The following is a 25194-nucleotide window of genomic DNA, read 5'->3' as shown; positions in this document are numbered from 1 at the left end:
CGCTCACTGCCACGAAAAGGTGAATTCCGCCGCCCTGGCACCGCGGCCGGCCGAGCTGCCGGGGCCCGCGTCGACCATGTCACCGGACGACCCGACGGTGACGGGCGCGCGGTCCCCGGCAGCAGCGGCCACACCCGGTGGCCGCTCCCTCACCCGGCGGGCCTCACCCCAGTACGGACAGCTCGTCGCGCAGCGCCGCGGCGTCGTCGACGACCTGGGCCCGATCGACGAGGCCGGTCACCACGGCCACCGCCGCGCGCAGCAGCACCCTGGCGATCATCGGGTCGATCGCCCCGGCCAGGTGCGGGATGCTGGTGCGGAACGACACCCGGTAGGCCACCTCGCTGCCGTCACCGGTCGGGGTGACCTCCCAGGCACCGCCGAGGGCCGCGAAGTCCCCCTCGACCTGCTCGAAGCGCAGCACCCGTGCGGCGTCGTCGACCTCGACGCGCTGCACCCAGCGCGCCACCCCGCCGCGGAAGCGCAACTCGTAGCGGTAGCGGTCGTCCCCCTCGGCCGTGACCGCCAGGATGTCGGCGGAGACCTCGGGGAACCGCTCCTGCCGCCGCAGCGCGGCGAACACCTCGCCCGCGGGCGCCGGGGTCGTCAGGACAACGGTGTGCTCGCTGGTCACCACGATCCTCCTCGCACGATGTTGACGCCCTGCAGCCGGGTGGTCCTGAGCATCAGGTAGTTCGCCTCGCCGAACGCGCCACCGGTCAGGCCGGTGCCGCCGTGGGTGGGCAGGAACGGCCGGAACGCCGAGTGCGAGTCGTTGACGTTGACCACGCCGCCGTGGGTCACCTCGCAGACGATCCGGTGCACCAGCCGCTCGTCGCGCACCCAGAACGAGGTGCGCAGCCCGTAGGCGTTCTCGCCGACGAACCGCAGGACGTCGTCGAACAGCGCCTCGTCGTCGTCCTGCTCCGGCACCACCACCGGCACCAGCGGGGAGAACGTCTCCTCCCGCACGGCGGGCACGTCCCGCGCCCCGGCCAGGCCGTCGACGCGCAGCACGGTCGGCTCGACGAACAGGCCGGTGTCCGACGGCGAGCCGTCCACCTCCAGGCGGCGACCGCCGTGCAGCAGCTTCGCGCCCCGGCCCACCGCGTCGGCGATGTTGGCGAAGTGCGCCCCCGCCATCAGCACGGGCGTGAGCACCACACCGGGCTCGTCGGGGTAGCCGGGCCGGACCTCGGCGGCCTCGGCCACCAGGCGGTCCAGCAGCTCGTCGGCGATCGCCGGGTGCGCCACCACGTGGTTGGGGATGTTGCAGATCTGCCCGGACTGGCGGAAGTTCTCCGCGATGGCCCGCACCGCGCCGTCGAGATCGGCGTCCCGCCACACCACGACGCAGTCGTTTCCCGCCAGCTCCAGCACCGGCTTCTTGCCCGCCGCCACCGCGGCGCGCTCGAACTCCAGGCCCTTGGCGCTGCCGCCGACGTAGACGATGTCGTCGACGTGCGGGCTCTCCAGCCACAGCCGGGTCATCGGCGGTCCACACAGGACGTTGAGCACGCCCGGCGGCGCGCCCGCCTCCTCCAGCACCGGCACGACGACCTCGCGCAGCGCGTGCGTGGTGGCCAGCGGCACGCCGCGCGGCGCGCGCACCACCACGGCGTTACCCGCCAGCAGCGCCGACACGCCGAACAGCGCGTTGGGCGTGGACGCGTTCTGCGGCGGGTTCACGCACACCACCCCGTCGGGCACCCGCCGGACCACGGCCCGCCCGCTGCCCCGGTGGTGGGTCCACCCCATCTGCGAGGCGCACCAGTGCAGCGTCTCCCGGCTGTAGTCGGCGTACCAGTACTCGTCCAGGGTGGGCCCGGCCAGGTCGCGCGGCTGCCCCTCGGCCACCAGCAGGTCGACGATGTCGTCGCGCCGCTCGCGGAGCCGCTCGCCGATGCGCACGCCGACGGCGATGCGCTCGTGCAGCGGCACGCGGGCCCACTCGGGGGCGGCCCGCGCCGCCGACTCCAGCGCGTACCTGGCCATGTCCTCGTCGGCCAGCGCGCAGCCGCCGACCACCGCGGGTCCGGCCGAGCGGGCGTCGACCAGGCCGGCGTCCAGGTCCCGCTTGAGCGCCATGGCGGGGAAGGTGTCCTCCAGCACGGCCCGCGCGGCGACCGTGTGGACGTACTTCCCCTCGGGGTGCTCGACGTCCTTGCCGCCGATGTACGCGGGGTGCATCACGGGTTCACGCGTGCTCATGTCGTCACCTCTCTTCCGGGAATCGCCATCGCGGTCGCGGCCACGGCCGCGGCCTGGGCGCGGATCTCCGGCACCGCGGTGCTCTCGAACAGCTCGCCCCGGCGCAGCGCGCCGAGCACGAACACCGGCCGCGGCGCGCCCCGCCGGTCCAGCACGCGCCCGTCGGGCCCGGTGGTCAGGCCCAGACCCAGGGGGTCGGGCCGGGCGGTGCCGTCGTCGAGCAGCCGCCGCAGCAGCGGGTCCGGGCGGTCGGTGACCTCGCCGCTGAACCCGGTCGCGTTGACCACCCAGCCGACGCGCAGCGACCGGCGGCCCGCCCGTGTGACCAGATCGGCCTCGAAGCCGTCCGGCACCGGGCGCAGGCCCGCCACCCGGCCGCGGTGCACGCGCAGCCGCCCGGCGCCCATCAGCGCCCGCACCCGCCGGTGCGTGGCGGGCGCGGCCCGGTGGCGGTGGACGTCCCAGTACCGGTTGACCCGGTCGAGGAAGCGCCGCCGCTCGGGGATGTCGAGCTGCTGCCACAGGCGCGGTGCGTGGGGCCGCAACCGGTCGACGAACTCCCGCCACCGGTCGGGGTCCTCGGCCACGCCGCGGCGCGCGAAGGCCAGCAGGTCGCGCAGCGAGCCGACGCGCTCGGGCGGGTGCGGTCCGCGCGGCGGCGCCACCGACGCGCCCCCGGTGCGGTGCGGCCGGGGCAGCAGGCCGTGCCGGGACACCGCGTGCACCTCGGCGCGGGGATGGGCGCGGGTCACCGAGATCGCCAGGTCCATCATGGACAGACCGGTGCCCAGCACCAGCACCGGCGAGTCGTCGGTGATCGCCGCGGCGCCGTCCCACGGGTCGGCCACGTAGCGGGGCGCCCCGGTGGGCAGCAGTCCTGCGAGCGGGTCGCCGCCGCCCACACCGGTCGCCAGTACGACGAGATCCGCGCGCAGCGGGGCCCGCTCCGCCTGCTCGACGACCACTCGGGCGCCGTCGGCCGACAGCCCGGTCGCGGTGGCCGCGACCCGCTCGACCACCGCGACGCCGCCGGCCCGGCGCTCCTCGGCGAGCAGCGCCTCGGTCAGGTAGCGGCCGTAGTCGCCGCGCGGCAGGAAGGCCGCGCCGTCGACGTCCCGGCCCCGCCCCAGGTTCCAGCGCACGAAGTGGTCCGGGTCGTCGGCGAACGCGCTCATCCGCCCCGCCGGGGTGTTGAGCAGGTGTTCGGGGTCGGCGGTGCGGTAGGCCCGGCCGGGGCCGAACTCGCCGCTGCGGTCGACCAGGACCAGCCGCAGCGGCCTGCCCCGGTCCGCGGCGGCCCGCAGCAGGTGGACCGCCGCCAGCGTGCCGCTCGCGCCCGCGCCGACGACGGCCACCCGCAGCAGGTCCCCGTCCCGCTCAGTCATCCCGCGCCCCGCCGCCCGACGCCATCACCGACAGCGCGTCGCCCAGCAGGCCCGCCGCCAGCGTGTTGCCGTCGTTCGGCTCGATGAGCAGGAACGCGCCGGTGGCGACGCAGTCGGCGTAGTCGTCCGCGGGCAGCGGGTCGGCGACCTGGAGGCGCACCCGCCCGATCTCGTTGAGCGACAGCTCCTGCGGGCCGTCCTCCAGCGCCAGCTCCTGCTCGTCGAACCGGGTGGGCAGGTCCAGCACCCGGCACGTCGTCGTGCGCGTGCCGTGCTTGAGCAGCACCCGCGCGCCGGGCCGCAGCGGCTCGTCCGCCAGCCAGCACACCGTCGCGTCGAGCTCGTCGTCGACCCGCGGCCTGCGGTCGGCGGAGGCGATCAGGTCGCCCCTGGTGATGTCGACCTCGTCGGCCAGCACCAGGGTCACCGGCTCGCCCTCGCGGGCGCGGTCCACCGGGCCGTCGGGCGTGCCCACCTCGACCACGGTGGTGGTGGCGCCGTCGGGCAGCACCACCACGGGGTCGCCGGGACTCACCTCGCCCGCCACGACCTGACCGGCGTAGCCGCGGTAGTCGGTGGCGCCGTCGCGCAGCACGTACTGCACCGGCATCCGGAACCCGACGTCGCAGCCGCGCCGGTCGGGCACGACCGTCTCCAGGTGCTCCAGCAGCGTCGGCCCGTCGTACCAGGGGGTGCGGTCGGACGCGGCCACCACGTTGTCGCCCGCCAGGGCGGACAGCGGCACCGCGGTGACCTGTTCCTCGCGGTAGCCCAGCGAGGTCGCGTGCGCGACGAACTCGTCGCGGGTGGACTCGAAGGTGCCGCGGTCGAAGTCGACGAGGTCCAGCTTGTTCACCGCCAGGGTGATGCCGGGCACGCCGAGCATCGCCATGACCGCCAGGTGCCTGCGGGTCTGCGGCAGCACGCCCTTGCGGGCGTCGGTCAGCAGCACCGCGTGGTCCGCGGTGGAGGCGCCGGTGACGGTGTTGCGCAGGTACTGGACGTGACCGGGGGTGTCGGCGAGCACGAAGGTGCGCCGCGACGTGGCGAAGTACCGGTAGGCCACGTCGATGGTGATGCCCTGCTCCCGCTCCGCGCGCAGGCCGTCGACCAGCAGTGACAGATCGGGATCGGCCAGCCCTCGCTCGGCGCTGCTGCGCAGCACCGCGTCCAGCTGGTCGCTGAGCACGGACTTCGTGTCGTAGAGCAGCCTGCCGACCAGAGTGGACTTGCCGTCGTCCACGCTGCCCGCGGTCACCAGCCGCAACAAGTCTGATGCCATCAGAAGTACCCCTCCCGCTTGCGGTCCTCCATGGCCGCCTCGGAGATGCGGTCGTCGGCCCGGCTGGCGCCGCGCTCGGTGAGCCTGCTGGTCCTGATCTCGTCGATGATGTCCTCGACGGTGGCCGCGTCGGACTCGACCGCGCCGGTGCACGAGCCGTCGCCGACCGTGCGGTACCGGACGACCTTCTCGACGAGCTCGCCGTCGTCGTCCGGCCCGCCCCACGGGCCGGGCGTGAGCCACATGCCGTCGCGCTGGTAGACCTGCCTGCGGTGCGCGAAGTACAGCGAGGGCAGCTCGATGCCGCGCTCGGCCACGTACCGCCAGACGTCCAGCTCGGTCCAGTTGGAGATCGGGAACACGCGGACGTGCTCATCCGGCTTGTGCGCGCCGTTGTACAGGTTCCACAGCTCCACGCGCTGGCGGCGAGGATCCCACCGGCCGAAGGCGTCGCGGACGCTGAACACCCGCTCCTTGGCGCGCGAGCGCTCCTCGTCGCGCCGACCGCCGCCGATCACGGCGTCGTAGCGCTGCTCGGAGATGCTGTCCAGCAGCGGCACGGTCTGCAGCGGGTTGCGCAGCCCGTCGGGGCGCTCCCGCACCGCGCCGCGGTCGATCCAGTCCTGCACCTCGGCCACGTGCAGCCGCAGGCCGTACCGCTCGACCAGCTCGTCGCGGAACCGCAGCACCTCCGGGAAGTTGTGCCCAGTGTCGACGTGCAGCAGCGTGAACGGCGGCGGCACCGGCGCGAAGGCGCGCACGGCCAGGTGCACCAGCACGGTGGAGTCCTTGCCGCCGGAGAACAGCAGCGCGGGGCGGTCGAACTCCCCCGCCACCTCCCGCAGGATGTGGATGGCCTCGGCCTCCAGGACCGCCACGCCGGTGGCGGCGCGTTCCGTCGTCGGCGCGCTCATCGCAGCACCACCGCCCGGCTGTCCTGCTCGGCGCGCCGCAGCGCGCGGTCGATCAGCTCCAGGCACTGGTCGACGCCGTACTCCGAGGTGTCCACGCGCACCTCGGGGGTGGTCGGCGCCTCGTAGACGTCGCTCACCCCGGTCATGCCGGGCACCTCGCCGCGCTCGGCCTTGGCGTACAGGCCCTTGACGTCGCGCTCCGCGCACACCTCCACGGGCGCGTGCACGTGCACCTCGACGAACGTCAGGCCCGCCCTCTCGTGCAGCTCGCGCACCTCGGCGCGGGCGCTGCGGAAGGGCGCGATGACGGAGACGACCACGAGCACGTCCTGGGCGGCCAGCATCGCGGCCAGCCTGCCGATGCGCCGGACGTTCTCGATCCGGTCCTCCTTGGCGAACCCCAGCTCCGGGAAGAACTCCCGGCGGATCGCGTCGCCGTCCAGGTGCTGCACGGCCCGCTGCCCCTGGTAGCGGGCGACCAGCTCCCGGCCCAGCGTCGACTTGCCGGAGCTGGGCAGCCCGGTCAACCACAGCGTGGTGGTCACAGGTCTTCCTCCTCCTCGTCCTGTCGGTAGCCGCTCCGGCCCGTCTACGGCGCGTGCTCGCGGCCCAGCAGTTGTCGGGCCACCACGAGCTTGGTGGCGTTCTCGGTGCCGTCGGCGATCTCGGGCCCGATGGCGTCGCGCATGCGACGGCTGATCGGGTGCTCGTCGTGCCAGCCGCGGTGGCCGAAGGTCAGCAGCGCCTGGTGGGTGGCCTCCACGCCCACCCGCGGCGCCCACCACTTGGCCATGTTCGCCTCGACCCGGTGGTCCAGGCCCGCGTCCTTGCGCCACAGCGCCTCGTAGGCGAGCAGGCGCGCCGCCCGCACCCTGGTGGCGTGCTCGACCAGGGGGAAGGCCACGCCCTGGTGCCTGCCGATGGGCTGCCCGAAGGCGGTGCGCTCGCGGGCGAAGGCCATCGCCTCGTCGAGCGCGGCCTGCGCGGACGCCGCGGCCATCACGGCGATGAGGGCGCGCGAGTGGTCGAAGCCGCGCATGACGCCGACGAACCCCTCCCCCACCTCGCCGACGACCTCGTCCGCGCGCACGGCGCAGCGGTCGAACACGATGGTGGCGCGCCCGCCCGCGCGTGCGCCGAGGTCGGGCAACCGCTCGCGGCGCACGCCCTCGCGCTCCAGCGGCACGTAGAACGCGGTGACCCCGCGCGCCCCGCCCTCTCCGGTGCGGGCGAAGACCAGGCCGTGGGTGGCGTGGGCACCCAGCATGATCGAGGTCTTGGTGCCGGTGAGCGCCCAGCCGTCGCCGTCGCGCTCGGCGCGCAGCTCGATGGCGGCCGCGTCGGTGCCGTGCTCCGGCTCGGTCAGCACCAGTGCCACCACGGCCTCGCCCGCGGCCACGGCGGGCAGCCAGGCCGCCTTCTGCTCCTCGGTGCCGTTGCGGTCGATGATGCCGCCGATGAGCGCCGCGTTGAGCACCGGGTAGCAGGCGGTCACCTCGGCCTTGGCCAGCTCCTCCACGGCGATGCCGACCTCGACCGCGCCCAGGCCGCGGCCGCCGTGCCGCTCCGGGATGCCGAGGCCGGTCAGGCCCGCGCGCCCCAGCTCGGTGAAGAAACCGGGCGGGAACGTGCCTTCCCGGTCGTTGCGGGCCGCGCCCGGCGCGATGCGCTCCTCGGCGAAGTCGCGCACCTTGCGCGCCAGCGCCCGCTGCTCGTCGGTGAACCCGAAGTCCACGTCCCACCTCCTCAGCCGTGCACCAGCTGCTCGCGCAGCTTGAACTTCTGGACCTTGCCGCTGGGCGTCTTGGGCAGCTCGGTGGCGTGCTCGACCCGCTCCGGCCAGTACTGCTTGGCCATGCCCAGCGCGTCGAGGTGCTCGCGCAGGTCGGGCAGCCTCGGCGGCTCGCCCTGCGGCACGACCACCGCGCACGCCCGCTCGCCCAGCCGGTCGTCGGGGTAGCCGACGACCGCGACGTCCTTGATCCTCGGGTGGCGCAGCAACGCCGCCTCGACCTCGACGACGGGAACCTTCTCGCCGCCGCGCGAGATGACGTCCTTCTCGCGGCCCGCGATGCGGATGCCGCCGTGGCCGTCGTCGCGGGCCAGGTCGCCGGTGTCGAACCAGCCGTCGTCGGTGACGTTGTCGGCGTAGACCTCGGGCCGCCGGAAGTAGCCGAGGCACTGGGTCGCGCCGCGCACCTGGAGCCTGCCGGTCCCGCCCGGCGGCACCGGCCCGCCGTCCTGCCCGACGATGCGGACCTCCATGCCGGGCACGGGCGAGCCGTCGCTCTCCGCGGCCCGCATCTCCGGGTCCTCGGGCCGGGTGATGGTGGGCGCGCCGTTCTCGGTCATGCCCCACAGCGCGTACAGCCTGCAGCCCAGCACGTCGCGGGCCTGCTCGACGAGCACCGGCGGGATCGGCGCGCTGCCGGTGGCGAAGACCGCCAGGTGGGACAGGTCGCGGCGCTGCGCGCGCTGCCGGTCGATGAGGTCGACAAGGAACGGCGGGGCGCCCATGAAGAAGGTGACCTTCTCCTCCTCCAGCACGCGCAGCATCAGGTCGGCGTCCCAGTTGTCGATGTGCACGCAGGTCGCGCCCAGCAGCAGCGGCATGGTGAAGTTCCACGTCCACCCCGCGTTGTGCGTGGTGGGCGAGCCCATCGCGGTGACCTCGTCACCGGTCAGGTGCAGCGCGTCGATCTGCATCCGGTTGGTGGCGTGCAGCGTGTTGTGGCTGTGCATCACGCCTTTGGGCTCGCCGGTGGTGCCCGAGGTGAACATCACGTAGGCCAGGTCGTCCGGGCGCGCCTCGCGCCCCCCGGTGTCGCCGAACACGGCGCCCTCGGCGCCGGGCTCGCCCAGCAGCGCGGTGTCGAAGTCCAGCGCGCCCGCCAGGCCGGGGGCGTCCTCGGACTCCTCGGCCAAGCCGACCAGGACGCGGTGCCGGATGGTGGGGACCTCGTCCGCCACCTCCGCGCTGAGCTGCGCGTGCGAGAAGCCGCGGTGCCGCGCCGGTCCGATGTAGACGGAGCTGCCGGTCAGCCCGGTCATGAACGACAGCTCGCGCTTGCGCATGATGGGCAGCACGGGTCCGGCGACCGCCCCGATCCGGAAGCAGGCCAGCGAGGTGGCCAGCAGCTGCCAGGAGTTGGGCAGCTGGAGGGTCACGACGTCGCCGCGCGCGACGCCCAGGCCCGCGAGGCCTGCGGCGATGCGCTCGACCCGCCGCTCCAGCTCGGCGTAGGTGAGGGATTCCTTCGGCCTGCCGTCGGTGTGCCACACCACGACCGCTGTGCGGTCCGGGTGTTCGCGAGCGGCCCGGCGCAGGTCGTCGACCAGCGTCTCGTCGGCTCGCCACCACCCCTGCGCCAGGTACTTCCCGGCGTGGTCGTGCACCGGTGGTTGTTCCAGCATGGTGGTTCTCCCGTGGGTCGTCTCGGTACTCGTGGTCAGACCGCGGCTCGGGTGTTGCCGCCGTCGACCAGCAGCAGCGCCCCGGTGACGAACCCGGCCTGCTTCGCGGCCAGGAACGCGACCAGCGCGCCGAAGTCGTCCGGGTCGCCGACCTTGCGGACGGGCACCTCGGCGGCGGCCGCGGCGGTGTCCTCACCGGACGGTCCGCGCAGCGCGGGGGTGTCGTGGTAGCCGGGTGCCAGCACGTTCACGGTCACGCCGCTGTCACCGAAGGAGTGCACGAGGTTGCGCGCGTACCCCAGCACGCCCATGCGGGCGACACCGGAGAGCACGTTGTGCGGCATCGGTTGGCGCACCGACTCGGAGGTGATCAGCAGCACCCGGCCCCACCCGCCGCGCTTGAGGTGCGGCGTCGCGGCGGTGACCAGGGCGACGTGCGGGATCAGCGCGGTGTCCACCGCCTGGCGGTAGTCGTCGGGCCCGAAGTCCTCGACCGGGCCCTGCACGACACCTCCGGTGTGGCCGACCACGATGTCGACGCCGCCGAACTCGGCCGCCGTGTCGGCCACCCAGCGCCGCACCGCGGCGGTGTCGGCCACGTCGGCGACCTGGCCGCGCACCCGGCCGCCGCCGATGGCCTCCAGCTTGCCGCACGCCTGGGCGAGCCGCTCCGCGTCGCGGGCGCAGATCGAGACGTCGGCGCCCTCGGCGGCCAGCGCCTTGGCCACACCCAGGCCGAGCCCGCTGCTGGCGCAGGCGACCATGGCCACCCTGCCGTCCAGTCCCAGGTCCATCAGCTCCCCCTCCCGGCGCGGACGCGGTAGCCGTAGCGCAGCAGTTGGGGCCCCGCCGCGGCCGTGGTCAGCGCCTTGGGCTTCCAGTCCAGCTCGGTCCGCCACCGGCCGTCGGAGCGGATGGGCACCCGGCCGCGGTGGAACCGGTCGGGGTTGCCGGTGACGGTGTGGTTGACGCCCAGTTCGACGGTGCCGTCCTCGGCGACCGGGTTGGCCCCCTGGATGCCCGCGAACGCCATGATCCGCTGCACGACCTCGCGGGGGCGGGCGGAGAAGTCCTCGTGCCGCACCCGCAGGTAGCGGTCGCGCCCGGCCAGGGCGAGCAGGTCGGAGGCGGCGTTGACCGCGGCCCAGTACCCGGTGCTGCGGTGGGCGCTCATGCGCGTGACGTAGCTCTTGTCCTTGCGGTAGGAGAACGTCGTGGCGCGGGCGTCGCGCACCACGTGCAGCACCCGCACGTCGAGGTCGGTGCCGTCGCGACCGAGCAGAGCCGCCGCCTCGGCGGGGAACTTCGAGCCGTCCACCAGCACGTCGGCCCCCGAGGCGGCGGCCACCGCCCGGTACAGGTCCGCGGTCACGCCGGTCAACCACTCGACGTCCGGCGGGGTGCGGCGCAGGCCCAGGGATTCGGCCAGCCGGGCGGGCGTGTGCCGCGCGCGCAGCCGGGCCGACTGCACGGCCTCCACGGCCGCGGCGGCGTGCGGGTCCGCGGCGACACCGGTGGTCAGCACGGCCGACCACAGTGGACACCGGGTGACGGTCTCGCCGCAGCCGCAGCTGGAGTTGGTCCCGCTGCGCAGCACGCCGTTGCGCCACAGGAAGTGCAGCTCGCCCACGTGCAGCGTGCGCGCGGCCTCACCGAGCACGTTGCCGATCATGGTGCTGCCGCAGCGCATCATGCCGGTGATGTAGAGCACGCGCATCAGCCCGCCCCCTCCTGCTCCAGCAGGACGAAGTGCTGCGGCAGGTGCACGGCCAGGCCCATGCGACTGCTGGCCTCCAGCAGGTCGCTCCCGTCGGGCGCGGCCCCGCGGCGCAGCTTCAGCGCGGCCACGCCGGGGTCGAGGAACGTGGTCGCCGCGCGGAAGTCCCCCAGCAGCACCTGGTTCTTCGGGATCATCCGGGTCCGGGCGATCCGCACGCCCGCTTCGGCGAGCCTGCCCAGCAGCCCGGTCTCCACCGCCCGCCAGTACACCGCGGTGTGGGCCACGATGCCGTCGCACGAGCCGCCGGTCTCCTCCACCAGCGCGGCCGCGCTGGTGAGCAGCTCGGACGGGTCGCGTTCGGTGGTGATCCGCCGCAGGTCCGGCAGCTCCAGCAGGCCGGGCACGGTGCCGTCCTCGCTGCCGCGCAGCAGGACCTGGTTCTCGGTGGTGCCGAACCGCACCAGCAGCCGGTAGTCGATGAACGACGCCAGCAGTCGCGGCTGGTCGAGCAGGCCGGGCGGCACCGGCAGCGACACGCCGATGTCGGTCAGCCTCGCCTCGGCCAGTTCGAGCTGGAACTGGGCCTCCGGCGTGGTGTCGAAGGTGGTGCCGGACAACTCGCGCCGGTTGGCGCGCGGGCGCGGCTCGTGTATGTAGGAGGCGTCGCCGTCGCGGACGGTGGCCATCTTCATCAGCTGGCGCACGGTGTACCGGGGTCGTTCCGCGAACAGGGGGAACGCCGTCGGCAGGTAGGCCCGGAACGTCACGGTGACGTCGTCGCTCCCGCCGAGCGCGGCGGCCTGCGCGAACTCGGAGCCGGGGGTGCTCTCGGTCATCGCCGGGTCGGCCAACAACTGCCGGGTCTGCGTGATCGGGGAGCTGGTCTGGGTTGTCATCACTGCCTTCCTCGCCTGCCCCCGCCGGGCGGGCGGTGTGGTTCTCCAGGGGTGTCGCGGGAGTGGTCAGGGGGTCGGGCGCCCGGTCAGGCGGCGAGCGCCATGCGGCCGTGCACGACGTCGCCGACCTCTCGGGCCAACCTGCCGGGTTTGGGGTGCTGGAAGATGTTGCGGCCCATCGCCACGCCCGCCGCGCCCGCGCGCACCGCCGAGGCGACCCGGTTGAGCAGGACCTTCTTGTCCGCCACCGGTGGTCCGCCCGCGACCACGACGGGGATGGGGCAGGCCCGCACGACCTCCGCCATCGCGTTCGCCGAGCCGGGGTAGCTGACCTTGACGATGTCGGCGCCCAGGTCGGCGGCCAGGGTGGCCGAGTGCGTCACCAGCTCGGGGTCGGTGGAATCGCTGATCCGCGGGCCCCGCACGTACATCATGGCCAGCAGCGGCACGCCCCAGCGGTCGGTCTCCTCCGCGGTGCGCGCCAGATCGGCGATCTGCGCCGCCTCCTGCCGCGATCCCATGTTCACGTGCACGCTCACCGCGTCCGCACCCAGCCGCAGCGCGGCCTCGACGCTGGTGACCAGGTACTTGGCGTCCGGGTCGGGTGCGTGGGAGGTGCTGGCGCTCAGGTGCACGATCAGCGACGTGGTGACGAACCGCTTCGGGTCGATGTGCCGGACGGTGCCCTTGTGCAGCACCACCGCGTCCACGCGGGCACCCGCCAGCTCACCGACCAGCTCGTCCAGCGAGTCGTCGGGCGTGACCGGTCCATCGGCCACGGAGTGGTCCAGCGGGACGATCATCAGCTTCCCGTCCCCGCTGCGGTTGATCCGGTCCAGGCGCAGGCGCGCGCCGAAGGACTGGGGCTGGCTCACGGTTGGACTCCCCTCTTGTCATGCCGGGACCGCGGACGCGGCCGCGTCGGTGTCCGAGCGGTCGAGGCAGAAGCGCTCGTGCAGCACCCGCACCGCGTCGTGGACGCGGTCGCGCGGCACCAGGAAGCTGCTCCTGGTCTGGCTGCACAGCACGCAGTCGGCCGCGATGCCCGCCTCGGACAGCGCGCTCAGCGCGAGCGCGGTGAGACCGGGCCTGCTCAGCAGCCCGGTGCCCACGGCGGAGACCCGGCCGATGTCGCGGCGCTCGGTCACCGCGCAGTCGTGCGCGGCCAGTTCCTCCAGCACCGCGGCCCGCGCGTCGTCGACCGCGTCGTCGGCCACGCAGAAGGCCATCCGCAGCGGCGATCCGCTGTCCGCCGACCAGGTCACCGCGTCGACGGAGATCTCCCGCCGCGCGACCGCGTCCAGCACCCGCGCGGCGCCCGCGCCCATCGCGCACCGCGCCTCGACGACGACCTGGGTCACCCGGTCGTCGTGCGTCACCGCGATCACACCGGCGCGTCCTTCCAGGACGTCGGAGTCGAGCATGGGTCGTTCCCTCCCGAAGATGGTGCTTCCCGCGCCCGGCCCGGACGCGTCGCGGACGACGATGTCGACGCCGTGGGCCGCGGCCAGCTCCACCGAGCGCGGGTGCAGCACGCGCGCGCCGGAGAACGCCATCTCGGTCATCACGGCGGCGGGGACCTCGCGCAGCAGCCCCGCGTTCGCCACCACCCGCGGGTCCGCCCGCCGCACGCCGTCGACATCGGTGCAGATCTCGCACACGCGAGCCCCGTGGGCGACGGCCAGCGCCACCGCCGAGGTGTCCGACCCGCCGCGGCCCAGCGTGACGACCTCGCCGTCGCGGTCCAGGGCCTGGAAGCCCGCGACGACCGCGACGTGGCCCCTGGCCAGCCAGGAGCGGACGGGTTCGACGTCGACAGAGGCGATCACGCCCGCCCCCGGCCTGCCCACCGCCCGCAGCCCGGCTTCCGGCCCGGACAGCGACACGGCTGGCACGCCCAGCTCCCGCAGCGCGATGGCCAGCAGCGCCGCGGAGGCCAGCTCGCCGGTGGCGAGGAGCTTGTCGGTCTCGCGCGGGTCCGGAGCCGGGCTGACCGCGGTGGCCGCGCGCACCAGCTCGTCGGTGGTGCTGCCGCGCGCGGAGACCACGACGATCACCGCGGCCCCGGTGCGGCGGAGGCGCGCGACGCGGCGGGCGACTTCGGCGACCTGGACGTCGTGCGCCAGGGAACTGCCGCCGTACTTCTGGATGCGGATTTCCATGCCACTCCGTTCGGGGAATTCCGAGGGATTTCGACGTCCGCGGCGCGGTCCGGGCCCGGATGCGTCCGTGGGCTCATTTCCGTCGTCGACCGGGTTCCCGGCCCGTCGCGCGTTCTCGCTCGCGCAAATTCATGAACCTCGCGGAGCGGCATCGCGTGGAATGCCGCCCGACGGGCTGTGCGGGCTCACGTGAATGGGCGAGGCGGACCGGCGGAATGCCGACGCCCGCAGGCGGAGCACCTGCGGGCGTCACGGGAAGGTGGTCCTGGAGGGCGCTCAGCGCCGGTCGTGGGCGCTCCGCGCGCGATCGTGGGCGATGACCTGCAGCGCCAGCTCGACGCGGTTGGTGACGCGGAGCTTGGTGAACGCGTTGCGCACGTGCGTGCCGATGGTGTTGGGAGACAGGGTGAGCCTGGTGGCGATGGCCTTGTTGGTCAGGCCGCGGGCGACCAGACGGGCCACCCGCACCTCGGTTTCAGTGAGGCTGGCCCACTGCTCGGGCGACGGGGGCGGGACCACGCCGTCGGCGGGCGGGCCGTGCGACCGCACTCCGGCCAGGCGGCGGGCCACCCGTCGGGCGGCGGGCTCCGCGCCGCAGGACAGCCACACCCGCTCCGCCTCGGCCAGCAGCTCCTCGGCCCGGTCCTGGTCGCCGAGTTCGCGGGCCAGCTCCCCCGCGTCGACGAGGGCCGCCGCGCGGGCGGGCCGCCGCCCGCTCATCCGGTACAGCTCGGCGGCCGACACGATCGCGGCCGGGTCGCGCTCGTCCAGGCCTCGCAGGTGGGCGGCGGTGGCGGCGGTCCACGGCACGCCGGGGTTGCGGTCGGCCAACTCCCGCACGACTCGGGCGAGCCGGGCGGCGCCCCGCTGGTCACCGCGCAGGCGGGCGAGCCTGGCCAGGACCGGCGCGGCCGGTGCGGCGAGCGTGGCGGTGAACGCGACCAGGTCGGTCGTGGCGAGCAGGCCCGCGACCACCTCCGCCGCCTCGTCCTCCCGGTCCGCGGCGCACAACCAGAGCGCGCGCCACCAGGCCAAGCGCGCTGTGTCGGCACCGCGGCCGGGCAGCAGCTCGACCTCGTGCAGGTCGGTCTCGGCGGCGGCGAGGTCGCCGCGGGTGGTGCGGATCTCCGCCCGCAGCCCGAGCAGCTCGCCCAGCAGACCGTGCGCCGTCCCCTCGCGGGCGGCGCGCACCCCGGACTCCACCTCCGCCTCGGCTTCGGCCAGCGCGCCGCGGGCCGCGCGCACGCGGGCGCGGTAGTAGTGCCACTGCGGGGTGGCCCAGGACGTCCGCAGCTGCCTGGACTCCCCCTCCACCAGCAGGAGCGTCGAGTCGACCTCGTCGAAGCGGTCCAGCGCGATCAGCGGTGGGCACAACCACAGCCGCGCGTGGCGCCGCCGGACGAACGGTCCCAGCCGGTCGGCCTCGCGCACGGCCGCGCGGGTGCGCTCCAGTGCCGAGGAGAACTCGCCCCGGCGCAGCGCGGCCAGGCCCTTGGCCGCCGAGGCGAGCAGCACGGCCTCGCCGCGCCCGCTCCCGGCCGCCGCCAGCGCCTCGTCGGCGGCGACGTCGGCGGCGGTGCTCCGCCCGGTCGAGGCCAGCCGGTAGGCCTGCACGGCCCGCAGCTCGGCGCGGTGGTGCTCGGCGAGATCGGCACGGGCCAGCGCGCGATCCGCGTACTCCACCACGGCGTGGTCGTCGCCCCGGCCGTGCGCGGGGTCGGCCAGCTCGGCCAGGGCGCACACCAGCCGCGTCTCGCTCTCGGCGTCCAGGTCGCGGTGCAGCGCCCGCACCGCCAGCTCCCACGCCCGCTCGCCCCGGTCGGTGGCGGTCAGCAGGTGCACCGCCACCACGGTCAGCTCGTCGGTGAGGGGGTGGGCGTCGCCGAGCAGGTCCAGCAGCCTCAGCGCCAGGTCGGCCGCCACCCCCGGTTCCCGCGCCGCGCGCTCGCGCACCGCCCGGTGCAGCACCTCCACCACGGTGGCGGACCCCGTGTGCCCGGCGCGTTCCAGGTGCTCCACGACCTCGTCCGGGGCCCGGCCCTCCGCGGCGACCACGTCGGCCGCCTCCCGGTGCAGCGCCGCGCGCACCGGTTCCGCCAGCCCCGCGTAGACGGCCCGGCGGATCAGCTCGTGGCCGAAGCCGAGCCCGTTCGGCCGCGGCGCCAGCACACCCGCCTCGACCGCGTCGCCCGCGGCCCGCGCGAGTTGCGCGACCGGCTTCCCGGTCAAGCCCGCCGCCTCGTGCACGGTGAAGGGCCTGCCCAGCACCGCGCCCGCCTCCAGCAGCGCCGTGACCGGCTCGGGCAGGTCGGTCAGCCGCGCCCGGACCGCGCGCACGACCGCGTCGGGCAGCGGGCGGCGCCCGGCGTCCGGGGCGACCTCGGCCACGCCGTCGCGCACCTCGACGTGGCCCGCGGCGTGCAGCGCCCGCACCACGTGGGCGACCAGCTCCGGGTCGCCGTCGACCCCGGAGGCCAGCGCCACCAGACCGGGCCCGGCTTCCGCGACCAGCGCCTCCCCGCACAGCCCCCGCACCGCGGCCTCGGTCAGCCGCTCGGGCGGCACCCGGTGCGCGCCCGTCTCCAGCAGCACGTCGATCACGCCGCGGACCGCGGCCCCGGCCAGCGGCGGGTGCAGGGCGAGCAGCCACAGCACGGGCGCGTCGGCCAGCGCGGGCACCAGGACGCGCAGGGTCAGCGCGGTGAGCTCGTCGGCGTGGTGGAAGTCGTCCAGGCACACCAGCAGCCCCTGCCCGGCGGCCGCCCCCAGCAGCGCGGAGCGCAGCCGCGCCAGCGTGGTGAGCTGGTTGCCGTCCAGCTCGCCGAGGCTGGTCTGCCCGACCGCCCCGCCCGCGGTCAGCGTGGCGACCAGGGTCGACAGCGGCGCCACGCGGTCCAGGCGGGTGGCGCGGCCGTAGGCGACCCGCACGCCCCGCCGCGCGGCCTCGGCGCGAACCCGCTCGACGACGGCGTTGCGCCCGAGCACGCCGGGGTGCTCGGCGATCAGGACGCGCCCGCGGTTCTCGGCCAGCGCGCCGAACGCCGAGTCGACCGCTTCACGGCCTGCCTGCCGCGCGTGCTCCGCCGATCGACCAGGGGACGCGGAATGTGGTCTGCCGACACCGTCGTCCAGCACGTCAATTCCTCCCCAGGCGTCATAGCAGTGGGCACACGTGTCCGGCGTCCACCCGCTACGCACCTGCTTTACCGCATGCGCGGTCAACCCCCTCAGCTCCATCGGGCGACGCTTCGGGACCCCGTTCCGCATTGCGCCGATCCAGTGAATCCCGCACCGATCCCGGTGTGCGGGACCGGCGGGCCGGGGACTTCTTTGCAGACAAAACGAGCATTCGCGAACCGCGTGACCGCGCGGTCCCGATCGGGTCGAGCACATGACCGCCGCGCGACACGTCAACCCTGATGACGATCCCCAATCCCGTTCATCCTGGAGGGCGCAGTGAAGAAGTTCTGGATGTGGGCTTTGTTCGCCGGGGCGTTCGCGGTCGCGTGCACCGAGTTCGCCGTCGTCGGACTGCTGCCCCAGATCGCGCGGGACCTCGACGTGTCGGAGGCGGTGGCGGGGCAGTTGGTGACGCTGAACGCGGTGGCCTTCGCCGTGAGCGCGCCGGTGCTGTCCGCCGTGCTGCACCGCGTGGACCGCCGCAAGGTGCTGTTCGGCTGCCTGACCGTGTTCGCGCTCGGGCACCTCACCGCGGGCCTCGCGCCGAACTACCCCGTCCTGCTGGGGTCGCGCATCCTCTCCGGCGGCATGATGGGTCTCTACCTGGCCACCGCCATCGGCGCCGCCGCACGGCTCAGCGACGAGCACCGGCGCGCGTCGAGGATCGCCGTCGTGCAGGCGGGGGTCAGCACCGCCACCGCCTTGGGCGTGCCGCTGAGCACGCTGCTGGGCCACAACATGGGTTGGCGCGCCCCGATGCTGGTGATCGGCGGCATGGCACTGCTGGCGATGGTCTTCATCGCCGCGGCGCTGCCGCCCACCGGGGCGGACGAGTCCGCGCCGTCGCTGGGCGAGCGGCTGCGCGCCGTGCGCGCCATGCCGGTGGTCATCGGCCTCACCGCCATCACCGTGTTCTGGGGCGCGTCGTTCACCGTCTACACCTACCTGGTTCCGCTGCTGGAGCAGCGCGCGGGCCTGAGCGGCACCATGGTGATCATCGTGCTGTTCATCGCCGGTTTCTGCGCGGTGGTCGCCAACGTCGTCGGCGGCAAGGGCGCGGACGCCAACTCGCGGCTGACGCTGCTGACCACCGCGGGCGTCACCGCGGCGGCGCTGCTCGCGGTGCTTCCGCTGTCGACCGGCGCGGTGCAGGTCATCGTCCTGGTGACGGTGTGGCAGCTGGCCGCGTGGTCGTTCGTGCCCGCGGTGCAGGCCGCGCTGTTCCAGGCCGCGGGCAAGGGCGGTGAGCTGGCCGTGTCCTTCGCCGTGTCGGCGTTCAACATCGGCATCGTGGCGGGCGCCGGGTTCGGCGGCATCGCGCTGGACCAGGGCGGCCTGTCCGGTGTGGCCGTGCTGGGCGGCGCGCTCGGCTTGGTGGCGCTGGGCTTCGTGGTGCTGCTGGTGCGCCAGGTGGCCCGCGCCGAGGCCGCGCAGCCGCAACGGGAAACCGCAACCGCTGCCGCGAGGGGATGATCATGCGACTGGAGTTCGACGCGGTGCTGTTCGACCTGGACGGCACCCTCATCGATTCGACGGAGGCCGTGCGCCGCGCCTGGCGGCGCTGGGCCGAGGAGGAGGGCGTGGACCCCGCCCGGCTCGCCGGGACGAAGGGCAAGCCCGCCAAGGAGATCGTGGCGTCCCTGCTGCCACCGGAGCGGCACGAGGAGGCGCTGGCGCACTACTCGCACATCGCGACGCACGACCTGGAGGGCGTGGTCGTGCTGCCGGGCGCCAGGGAGGCCACCGAGGCGGTGGGTGACCGCAAGGCGATCGTGACCTCCTGCACGCGCGACGTCACCACCGCCCGCACCGCCGCGGCCCGCCTGCCGACGACCGACGTGCTGGTCACCGCCGACGACGTGGACCGGGGCAAGCCCGAGCCCGCGCCGTACCTGCTGGGCGCGCGGATGCTGGGCGTGGATCCGCGGCGCTGCCTGGTCGTCGAGGACACGGCCGCCGGTCTGACCTCGGGGCGCGCGGCGGGCTGCACCACCCTCGGCCTGGGGAACGACCTGGCGGCGGACGTGGTCGTGCCGGACCTGTCGCACGTGCGCTTCGAGGTCGTGGGCGACCGGGTCGCGCTGACCGTCCCCGGTGAGGGCTGACCGGTGGACGACCACGTGCTGGCCCGGCGCCTCGCCGACAGCGCCCGCGACCTGCTGCTGCGGCTGCGCCGGGAGAGGACCGACCTGGAGGGCGCGGAACTGGGCCGGGAGGGCGACCGCCGGGCCCACGCCCTCCTGGTCAGCGCCCTGGGCGAGCACCGGCCCGAAGACGCCGTGCTGTCCGAGGAGGGCGACGGTGTGCCGGACGGGGCGCGCTCGGGGCGGCTGTGGATCGTGGACCCGCTCGACGGCACCCGCGAGTACCGCGACCGGGAACGCCACGACTGGGCCGTGCACGTCGCCCTGGCCGACGGCGGGGAACTCGTGGCGGGTGCCGTCGCCCCGGCCTCGGGCCGCACGCACGACACCGCCGATCCGGCGCCGCTGCCCGAGCCCCGGCGCCGCACCCGCCCGCGCGTGGCGGTCAGCCGCAGCCACCGCCCGCCCCTGGTCGACGCGCTGGCCGAGGTGCTGGACGTGGAACTGGTGCCGATGGGTTCGGCGGGGGTCAAGGCGATCGCGGTGTGCACGGGTGCGGTGGACGCTTACGTGCACGACGGCGGCCAGTACGAGTGGGACAGCGCCGCACCGGTCGCGGTGGCCAGGGCCGCAGGGGCGCACGCGTCCCGAGTGGACGGTTCGCCGCTGGTCTACGGCAACCGGGGCGCGAGCATCCCGGACCTGCTGATCTGCCGCCCCGAACTCGCGCGGGCGCTGCTCGACGCCCTGTCGGCCACCCGCGCCACCAAGTGACCACCACCGCCTGCACACGATTCGGAGTCCTCAAAGGACAGGGACGCGAGGCCGATAAGCAGAGGAGGACCGGATGGCCACCGTTGCCGCTTATGCCGCCAGCGCGGCTGGCTCACTGCTGACGCGCACCACGATCGAGAGGCGCCAACCGGGCCCTCGCGACATCACCGTCGAGATCCGCTACACCGGCATCTGCCACTCCGACATCCACCAGGCGCGCGGCGACTGGGGCAAGGGCCTGTTCCCGATGGTGCCGGGGCACGAGATCGCCGGAATCGTCACCGAGGTCGGCGCCGAGGTGACCCGCCACGCCGTCGGCGACCGCGTCGGTGTCGGCGTGATCGTCAACTCCTGCCGCCAGTGCCGCAACTGCGAGAGGGGGCTCGAACAGTACTGCGCGGGCGGTTCCGTGGAGACCTACTCCGACCTGGACCACTACCGGGGCGACGAGCCCACCCAGGGCGGCTACTCCACCCACATCGTCGTCGGCGAGCACTTCGCCCACCGCATCCCCGAGGGCCTCCCCCTGGAACAGGCCGCCCCGCTGCTGTGCGCGGGCATCACCACCTACTCGCCGCTGAGGCGCTGGAACGCGGGACCGGGCACGAGGGTCGCCGTGCTCGGCATGGGCGGCCTCGGCCACCTCGCCGTCAAGATCGCCCACGCCATGGGGGCCGAGGTCACCGTCCTGTCGCGATCGCCGGACAAGCGGGACGACGCCCTGCGCGCGGGCGCCGACCACTACCGCACCACCGATGACCCCGGCACCTTCGAGGCCCTGGCCCGCGCGTTCGACCTCGTCCTGTGCACGGTCTCCGCCCCGCTGGACGTGGACGCCCACCTGTCCCTGCTGGACACCGACGGCACCATGGTCTACCTCGGCATCCCCGAGAAGCCGCTGTCGGTGGGCGTGTTCTCCCTCCTGCCCGGCCGCAGGACGTTGGCGGGCTCCCAGATCGGCGGCATGGCCGAGACCGCGCGGATGCTCGACTTCTGCGCCCGGCACGGCATCGGCGCCGACGTCGAGGTCGTGCCCGCCGAGCGGATCAACGAGGCGTTCGAGCGCGTGCTGGCAGGCGACGTGCGCTACCGCTTCGTCATCGACGCCTCCACCATCACGCCGCGCTGACCACCCCTCGCCCAAGGGGCGGATCACCGCCCTCGCCGGAGAGGACGGCCCGGACGAGTCCCCTCGTCGAGGTGCCCGCCGGGGCTCCACCACCCGAACAGCGTCAGCGTCAGGCGCTCGGCGCGGTGGCCGCGCCTGCCCGCTCCGGGATCGGGGTGGCGGTGTAGCCGCCCAGCCACGTCCCGGTGCCTGCCGGGATGTGGCCGCCAAGGCGGATCTGGTCGGGCAGTTCGGCGGGCACCTCGTTGATCAGGAGCGCACCGGCCAGCACGTCGAGGGTGATCCAGCCGAATCCCGCCGCCTTGGCCCACATCGGAGCGTCCATGCGGGAGATCAGGAACAGGATCACGAGGTGGAACAGGACGCCGGGGTACTCCGCCCAGCGGGCGCCGGGGTCGACGAAGCAGGCCCAGGATGGAAGCGCGCGGGTACGTCGCTCGGCAGAGGACGGAGGAGGCCACGCGGAGGATTTCCCGCTGTGACACGGGTCGACTCGATGACGTTCGCACTCCAGCACGTGGATCTCCTCCGCAGCGCGGGTACCGACCGGGAATCAGCCGCCTGCCGTCCCCGCGGGCAGTCCGTGTTCCGCGATCACGCCCCGCCGACCCGAGCGCGGAGTTGCTCGCAACATCTGTCACGGATCGCGCAATCCTGATCAGGGAGCCCCTTTCCAGCTCCCCTAGAGTCGCTTTTGGGCAGGCACTCGCGCACCGAAGGCGACCATTCCTGAGTTGTGCCTGCCCAGGATGCGGCGGAATCCTGGAAGAGGGATGACCGATGACAAAGGGAACGGTCCACGTTTACGTCGGCCCGACGTGCTCGGCAGATGAGCTGCACCAGCGGTTCCCCGGAGCAGTGGTTCACCCGCCCGCGTCCCACGGGGACTTCTTCTCCGCCGACATCGGCTCCGGGGACGCGGCAGTCGTCGTCGACGGTCATTACCACCACAGGCTGGGACTGCGCCACAAGGAATACCTGTACGCCCTGGACCGGGGTGTCACCGTGATCGGCGCGGCGAGCATAGGAGCCCTCCGAGCCTTGGAATTGAGCGCTTTCGGGATGCGCGGCGTCGGAACCGTCTACGAGCTCTACCGCGCCGGCGTGTTCGACGGCGACGACGCGGTGGCGGTGGCGCACGAGGACGAAGCGCCGTACTCCAGCTTGAGCGTCCCCCTGGTGAACCTCTACACGGCGGCGCGGGCCGCGTGCGCTGCGGGAGTGCTGCGAGCGGAGGACGTCGACATCGTCATCTCCGCGCTCCGCCGCGAGTACTACCCCACGCGGACGCAGGCCCGTGTCCTCCACGTCCTGCGCCGGACCGGCCTGCCCGAGGTGGCGCAGTGGTACGAGCGGCAGGTGGCCGACGACCCGCACGTCTTCGACCAGAAGCGCAGGGACTGCCTCGCCGCCGTGGACGTGGCGCACCACATCGTGGCCGCCGGTGCCGTCGGACGGGTGGTGGGAGCGGAGGGCGCCGACTGGAAGACCACGTTCCTGCGCGCGTGGGCGAACCACTTCATCGGCATGGCCGGGGATCCGCCACTGGCTCGGCGTATCGCCTACCAGCAGATCTTCGACCCCCACTACCCGCGCGTCTGGGAACGCTACCTGGAGGAAGTCCACAAGCGCGACCACCGGGACTGCGCCGAGCGGCCCGCGCGCGGGTTGGCGGAATCGCTGTCCGAGCGGATCGGCGCGGCCGGGTTTCCGCTCTCGGCGGCCCGCGAGCAGCAGGGCTGGCTGCACGACTTCATCTGCCCGATGCCCGACCTGAGCGATCCGTTCGAGGTGGAACTCCTGCTCGGCGCGGAGGAGCCGTCGGATGTCGAGACCGTCGCCCGGTACCTCCGGCAGATGCGGGAATTCAGCAGCCGGAACAGTGGTCCCCTGGGCCAGGAGATCTCGACCGTGCTCTCCGCGGAGGCCAGCAAGATCCTGCTGTGCGACATATGGGGGGTCCCGCTCAAGCAGCTGTCGCGCGAGTACCGCAGCCGCGGCATTCCCAACGCCAGGACAGCGGTCGGCATCCTCCAGCCGTTCATCGTCGGAACCATAAAGGAGCGGAAGCACGTGCGGGCGGAATCGGCATGACGAGGAAGATCGTGCTCAGGGGAACGCACCGCGCCGTACCGCCCGAAGTGACGTGGTCGCGCATCGAGCCGCTCCTGGGGGACTTCGGCATCACCCGCGTCGCGGACGTGACCCACCTGGACCACATCGGCATCCCCGTGATGATCGCGGTTCGTCCCCTGTCGGAGACCTACGGCACCTCCCAGGGCAAGGGGGCCACCCCGCTGCTGGCCCGGATATCCGCGGCGATGGAGTCCATCGAGATGTGGCACGCGGAGAACTTCGACCGCCCCCAGTTCGAAGCGACCGCGCACGACCTCGAACTGCCCTACCCGATCCGGGCGCTGAACGTCCCACCGCTGAAGCAGCCGCTCGAACGCGTGCGGCTCAGCTGGACGCGCGGCCGCACGGTGGTCGGCGGTGACCCGGTGCCGCTCCCGGTTCAACTGCTGCGCCTGTCGTTCGTCGGCAGCAGCCTCTGGGAGCCCCACCTGTTCAGGGACACGTCCAATGGTCTCGCATCGGGCAACTCCTTCCCGGAGGCGTGCCTCCACGGCATCTACGAGGTGGTCGAACGCCACGCGCTGGCCAGTCTCAGCTCCTCCCACGTGGACTCCCGCGCGCAGGTCGACCTGTCCACGGTCGACGACGAGCACCTCGTGTCGCTGCTCGACCGGCTGGCCGGCGCGGGCACGCAGTGCGAGGTGGCCATGATCCCCAACGAGCTGTCGATCCCCGTGTTCGTGGCGTTCATCTGGTCACCTCTCTACCCGCTCGTCGCGGCGGGTTCCGGCGCCCACATGGACGTCACCGTCGCCATGAGCCGCGCGATAACCGAGGCGGTCCAGACACGCCTCACGCGGATCTGCACCACTCGCGACAACCTGCCGTCCGACTACCAACCGCCTCACGTGTTCGATCCCCGGCTGTCCGCGGGCGCTGGGCGGTCCCTCGCCGACGTGACCGAGGGGTACGGCGCCACCCACGACGACCTCGACGCGGAGCTGCGGGAGGTCGCAGGCCGGGTCGAGAGGCTCACCGGGATGCCACCCGTCGTGGTCGACATGTCCACCCGATCCGATGTCTTCTCGGTGGTCAGGGTGGTCTGCCCCGGTCTGGACTACCCCCGCGGAGGCGGGAACAGCATTCCCAGAGCCATGCCCGCCAAGACTCCCGCTTGAGCCGCGCGGAGGTTTCCGGTCACATCCGCCCCATACCCGTCCGAGGTGATCCCATGAGTGAGGTGCACATCGCTCTCCCCTCGTCCTTGGCGCAGTTCACCGGAGGCGTCCGGCGCTTTTCCGTGCGCGGGGCGACGGTGCGCCAGGTGCTGGAGAACATGCACGAAGCGTTTCCGCTCCTCGCCGGGCGCGTCGTCGACGGCAGTTTTCGCCCCCTGCCCTTCGTCCGCGTCTACGTCGGCGACGAGGACGTGCGCGACCTGGGGCCTGCGGACTCCGCGGTCGCCCCCGGCAGCACCGTGATGATCCTGGCCGCCGTCGCAGGCGGCTGAAGCCCGACGAAGGGAAACGCCTATCGAGGACACCCGGGAAGGACTCGACCCAAGAACCGGACGCACGAGAAGAGGTTTGAATGGAAACCGCACCGCAGGTCATGGCGGGCCACCTGCTGAGCAAGGTGGAGCCGCTCAACGGCACCATGGACGTCCTGGCGGACGAGGGCGCGCGGCAGCAGCTCGACCGGCTCGTCGACTACCTCGTGGACCCCGAGCCGAGCGAACCCTTCGTGACCGTCGGCATGTCCACCCAGACCAACACCAGCACCGACACGGGTCCCTCGAACACCAACACCATTCCCGACGCGGACAGCGACACCGAATCGCGGTGGGACGACGAGTGATCCACCCGTCCGCTGAACACTCCTGAGGCGACCTCCGGCACACGCTGATCCCAGCGTGCGCAACTCCGGAGGCCCACCGAACCGGGGCGGGTCTCCGCGGAACCCGGCGG

The 25194-nt window shown here is 73.8% G+C and carries 23 protein-coding genes; 8 read left to right on the top strand and 15 right to left on the bottom strand.

Features of this window, described 5'->3' with window-relative positions:
* Positions 1-163 precede the first annotated feature (163 nt).
* From JOF41_RS05545 to JOF41_RS05480, 14 genes are all read right to left on the bottom strand, one after another.
* A complete protein-coding gene (locus JOF41_RS05545; protein ID WP_209616637.1) occupies positions 164-634 on the bottom strand; it encodes a type II toxin-antitoxin system RatA family toxin in 471 nt (156 codons plus the stop codon).
* Positions 631-2211, bottom strand: a complete 1581-nt coding sequence (locus tag JOF41_RS05540) for an aldehyde dehydrogenase family protein (RefSeq protein ID WP_209616634.1) — start codon at positions 2209-2211, stop codon at positions 631-633. Before JOF41_RS05540 ends, JOF41_RS05545 begins: the two co-directional genes overlap by 4 nt.
* Positions 2208-3596, bottom strand: coding sequence for an FAD/NAD(P)-binding protein (locus JOF41_RS05535; RefSeq protein ID WP_189225367.1), 1389 nt, complete (start codon positions 3594-3596; stop codon positions 2208-2210). The genes JOF41_RS05540 and JOF41_RS05535 overlap by 4 nt, the downstream gene beginning before the upstream one ends.
* Positions 3589-4878, bottom strand: coding sequence for a sulfate adenylyltransferase subunit 1 (locus JOF41_RS05530; RefSeq protein ID WP_209616629.1), 1290 nt, complete (start codon positions 4876-4878; stop codon positions 3589-3591). Before JOF41_RS05530 ends, JOF41_RS05535 begins: the two co-directional genes overlap by 8 nt.
* Entirely contained in the window at positions 4878-5792 is a 915-nt protein-coding gene (gene cysD / locus JOF41_RS05525) for a sulfate adenylyltransferase subunit CysD (RefSeq protein ID WP_189225365.1), read from the bottom strand. The genes JOF41_RS05530 and cysD overlap by 1 nt, the downstream gene beginning before the upstream one ends.
* Entirely contained in the window at positions 5789-6337 is a 549-nt protein-coding gene (cysC, locus tag JOF41_RS05520) for an adenylyl-sulfate kinase (protein ID WP_189225364.1), read from the bottom strand. The genes cysD and cysC overlap by 4 nt, the downstream gene beginning before the upstream one ends.
* Before the next feature lie 44 nt (positions 6338-6381).
* The gene (locus JOF41_RS05515) at positions 6382-7527 is read right to left on the bottom strand and encodes an acyl-CoA dehydrogenase family protein (RefSeq protein WP_189225363.1); all 1146 of its coding nucleotides are present in this window, start codon (positions 7525-7527) and stop codon (positions 6382-6384) included.
* 11 nt (positions 7528-7538) lie between these two features.
* Complete coding sequence (locus tag JOF41_RS05510) at positions 7539-9206, bottom strand: AMP-binding protein (protein ID WP_209616627.1); 1668 nt, start codon at positions 9204-9206, stop codon at positions 7539-7541.
* Between the two features lie 35 nt (positions 9207-9241).
* Complete coding sequence (locus tag JOF41_RS05505; RefSeq protein ID WP_189225361.1) at positions 9242-10000, bottom strand: SDR family oxidoreductase; 759 nt, start codon at positions 9998-10000, stop codon at positions 9242-9244.
* Entirely contained in the window at positions 10000-10923 is a 924-nt protein-coding gene (locus JOF41_RS05500) for a sulfotransferase (protein WP_189225360.1), read from the bottom strand. The genes JOF41_RS05505 and JOF41_RS05500 overlap by 1 nt, the downstream gene beginning before the upstream one ends.
* Positions 10923-11822 carry a family 3 encapsulin nanocompartment shell protein gene (locus JOF41_RS05495; protein ID WP_209616624.1) on the bottom strand — a complete coding sequence of 300 codons (900 nt, stop codon included), beginning with the start codon at positions 11820-11822 and terminating at the stop codon, positions 10923-10925. The genes JOF41_RS05500 and JOF41_RS05495 overlap by 1 nt, the downstream gene beginning before the upstream one ends.
* Positions 11823-11908: 86 nt before the next feature.
* On the bottom strand, positions 11909-12697 hold the full coding sequence (locus tag JOF41_RS05490) for a 2-amino-3,7-dideoxy-D-threo-hept-6-ulosonate synthase (protein WP_189225358.1): 789 nt from the start codon (positions 12695-12697) through the stop codon (positions 11909-11911).
* A gap of 18 nt (positions 12698-12715) precedes the next feature.
* On the bottom strand, positions 12716-13984 hold the full coding sequence (locus tag JOF41_RS05485) for an aspartate kinase (RefSeq protein ID WP_209616621.1): 1269 nt from the start codon (positions 13982-13984) through the stop codon (positions 12716-12718).
* A gap of 276 nt (positions 13985-14260) precedes the next feature.
* Positions 14261-17119: a helix-turn-helix transcriptional regulator gene (locus JOF41_RS05480; RefSeq protein WP_189225355.1), complete on the bottom strand. Its 2859-nt coding sequence runs from the start codon at positions 17117-17119 to the stop codon at positions 14261-14263.
* Between the two features lie 321 nt (positions 17120-17440).
* Here JOF41_RS05480 and JOF41_RS05475 point away from each other — a divergent pair, with 321 nt between their 5' ends.
* From JOF41_RS05475 to JOF41_RS05460, 4 genes are all read left to right on the top strand, one after another.
* The gene (locus JOF41_RS05475) at positions 17441-18637 is read left to right on the top strand and encodes an MFS transporter (RefSeq protein WP_189225354.1); all 1197 of its coding nucleotides are present in this window, start codon (positions 17441-17443) and stop codon (positions 18635-18637) included.
* Between the two features lie 2 nt (positions 18638-18639).
* Entirely contained in the window at positions 18640-19269 is a 630-nt protein-coding gene (locus tag JOF41_RS05470) for an HAD-IA family hydrolase (RefSeq protein WP_189225353.1), read from the top strand.
* Positions 19270-19272: 3 nt separating this feature from the next.
* A complete protein-coding gene (locus JOF41_RS05465; protein ID WP_209616615.1) occupies positions 19273-20022 on the top strand; it encodes an inositol monophosphatase family protein in 750 nt (249 codons plus the stop codon).
* Between the two features lie 73 nt (positions 20023-20095).
* Positions 20096-21151, top strand: coding sequence for an NAD(P)-dependent alcohol dehydrogenase (locus JOF41_RS05460; RefSeq protein WP_209616611.1), 1056 nt, complete (start codon positions 20096-20098; stop codon positions 21149-21151).
* 109 nt (positions 21152-21260) lie between these two features.
* Here the strand turns inward: JOF41_RS05460 and JOF41_RS05455 are convergent, their stop codons facing one another.
* Positions 21261-21500 carry a hypothetical protein gene (locus JOF41_RS05455; RefSeq protein WP_209616608.1) on the bottom strand — a complete coding sequence of 80 codons (240 nt, stop codon included), beginning with the start codon at positions 21498-21500 and terminating at the stop codon, positions 21261-21263.
* Positions 21501-21931: 431 nt separating this feature from the next.
* Here JOF41_RS05455 and JOF41_RS05450 point away from each other — a divergent pair, with 431 nt between their 5' ends.
* The 4 genes from JOF41_RS05450 (at position 21932) to JOF41_RS05435 (ending at position 25084) form a co-directional block, all read left to right on the top strand.
* Positions 21932-23245, top strand: coding sequence for a TfuA-like protein (locus tag JOF41_RS05450; protein ID WP_209616605.1), 1314 nt, complete (start codon positions 21932-21934; stop codon positions 23243-23245).
* Complete coding sequence (locus JOF41_RS05445; RefSeq protein ID WP_209616602.1) at positions 23242-24405, top strand: YcaO-like family protein; 1164 nt, start codon at positions 23242-23244, stop codon at positions 24403-24405. The genes JOF41_RS05450 and JOF41_RS05445 overlap by 4 nt, the downstream gene beginning before the upstream one ends.
* 53 nt (positions 24406-24458) lie before the next feature.
* Positions 24459-24737: a MoaD/ThiS family protein gene (locus tag JOF41_RS05440; protein ID WP_189225347.1), complete on the top strand. Its 279-nt coding sequence runs from the start codon at positions 24459-24461 to the stop codon at positions 24735-24737.
* 80 nt (positions 24738-24817) lie between these two features.
* Positions 24818-25084, top strand: coding sequence for a hypothetical protein (locus JOF41_RS05435; RefSeq protein WP_189225346.1), 267 nt, complete (start codon positions 24818-24820; stop codon positions 25082-25084).
* The last annotated feature ends 110 nt before the right edge of the window (positions 25085-25194 follow it).

Origin of the sequence: Saccharothrix coeruleofusca (assembly GCF_017876325.1) — a bacterium.
GTDB classification, from domain to species: Bacteria; Actinomycetota; Actinomycetes; order Mycobacteriales; family Pseudonocardiaceae; genus Actinosynnema; species Actinosynnema coeruleofuscum.
Note: the sequence above shows the minus strand (reverse complement) of the source record. Positions and strands in the feature narration are given on the sequence as shown.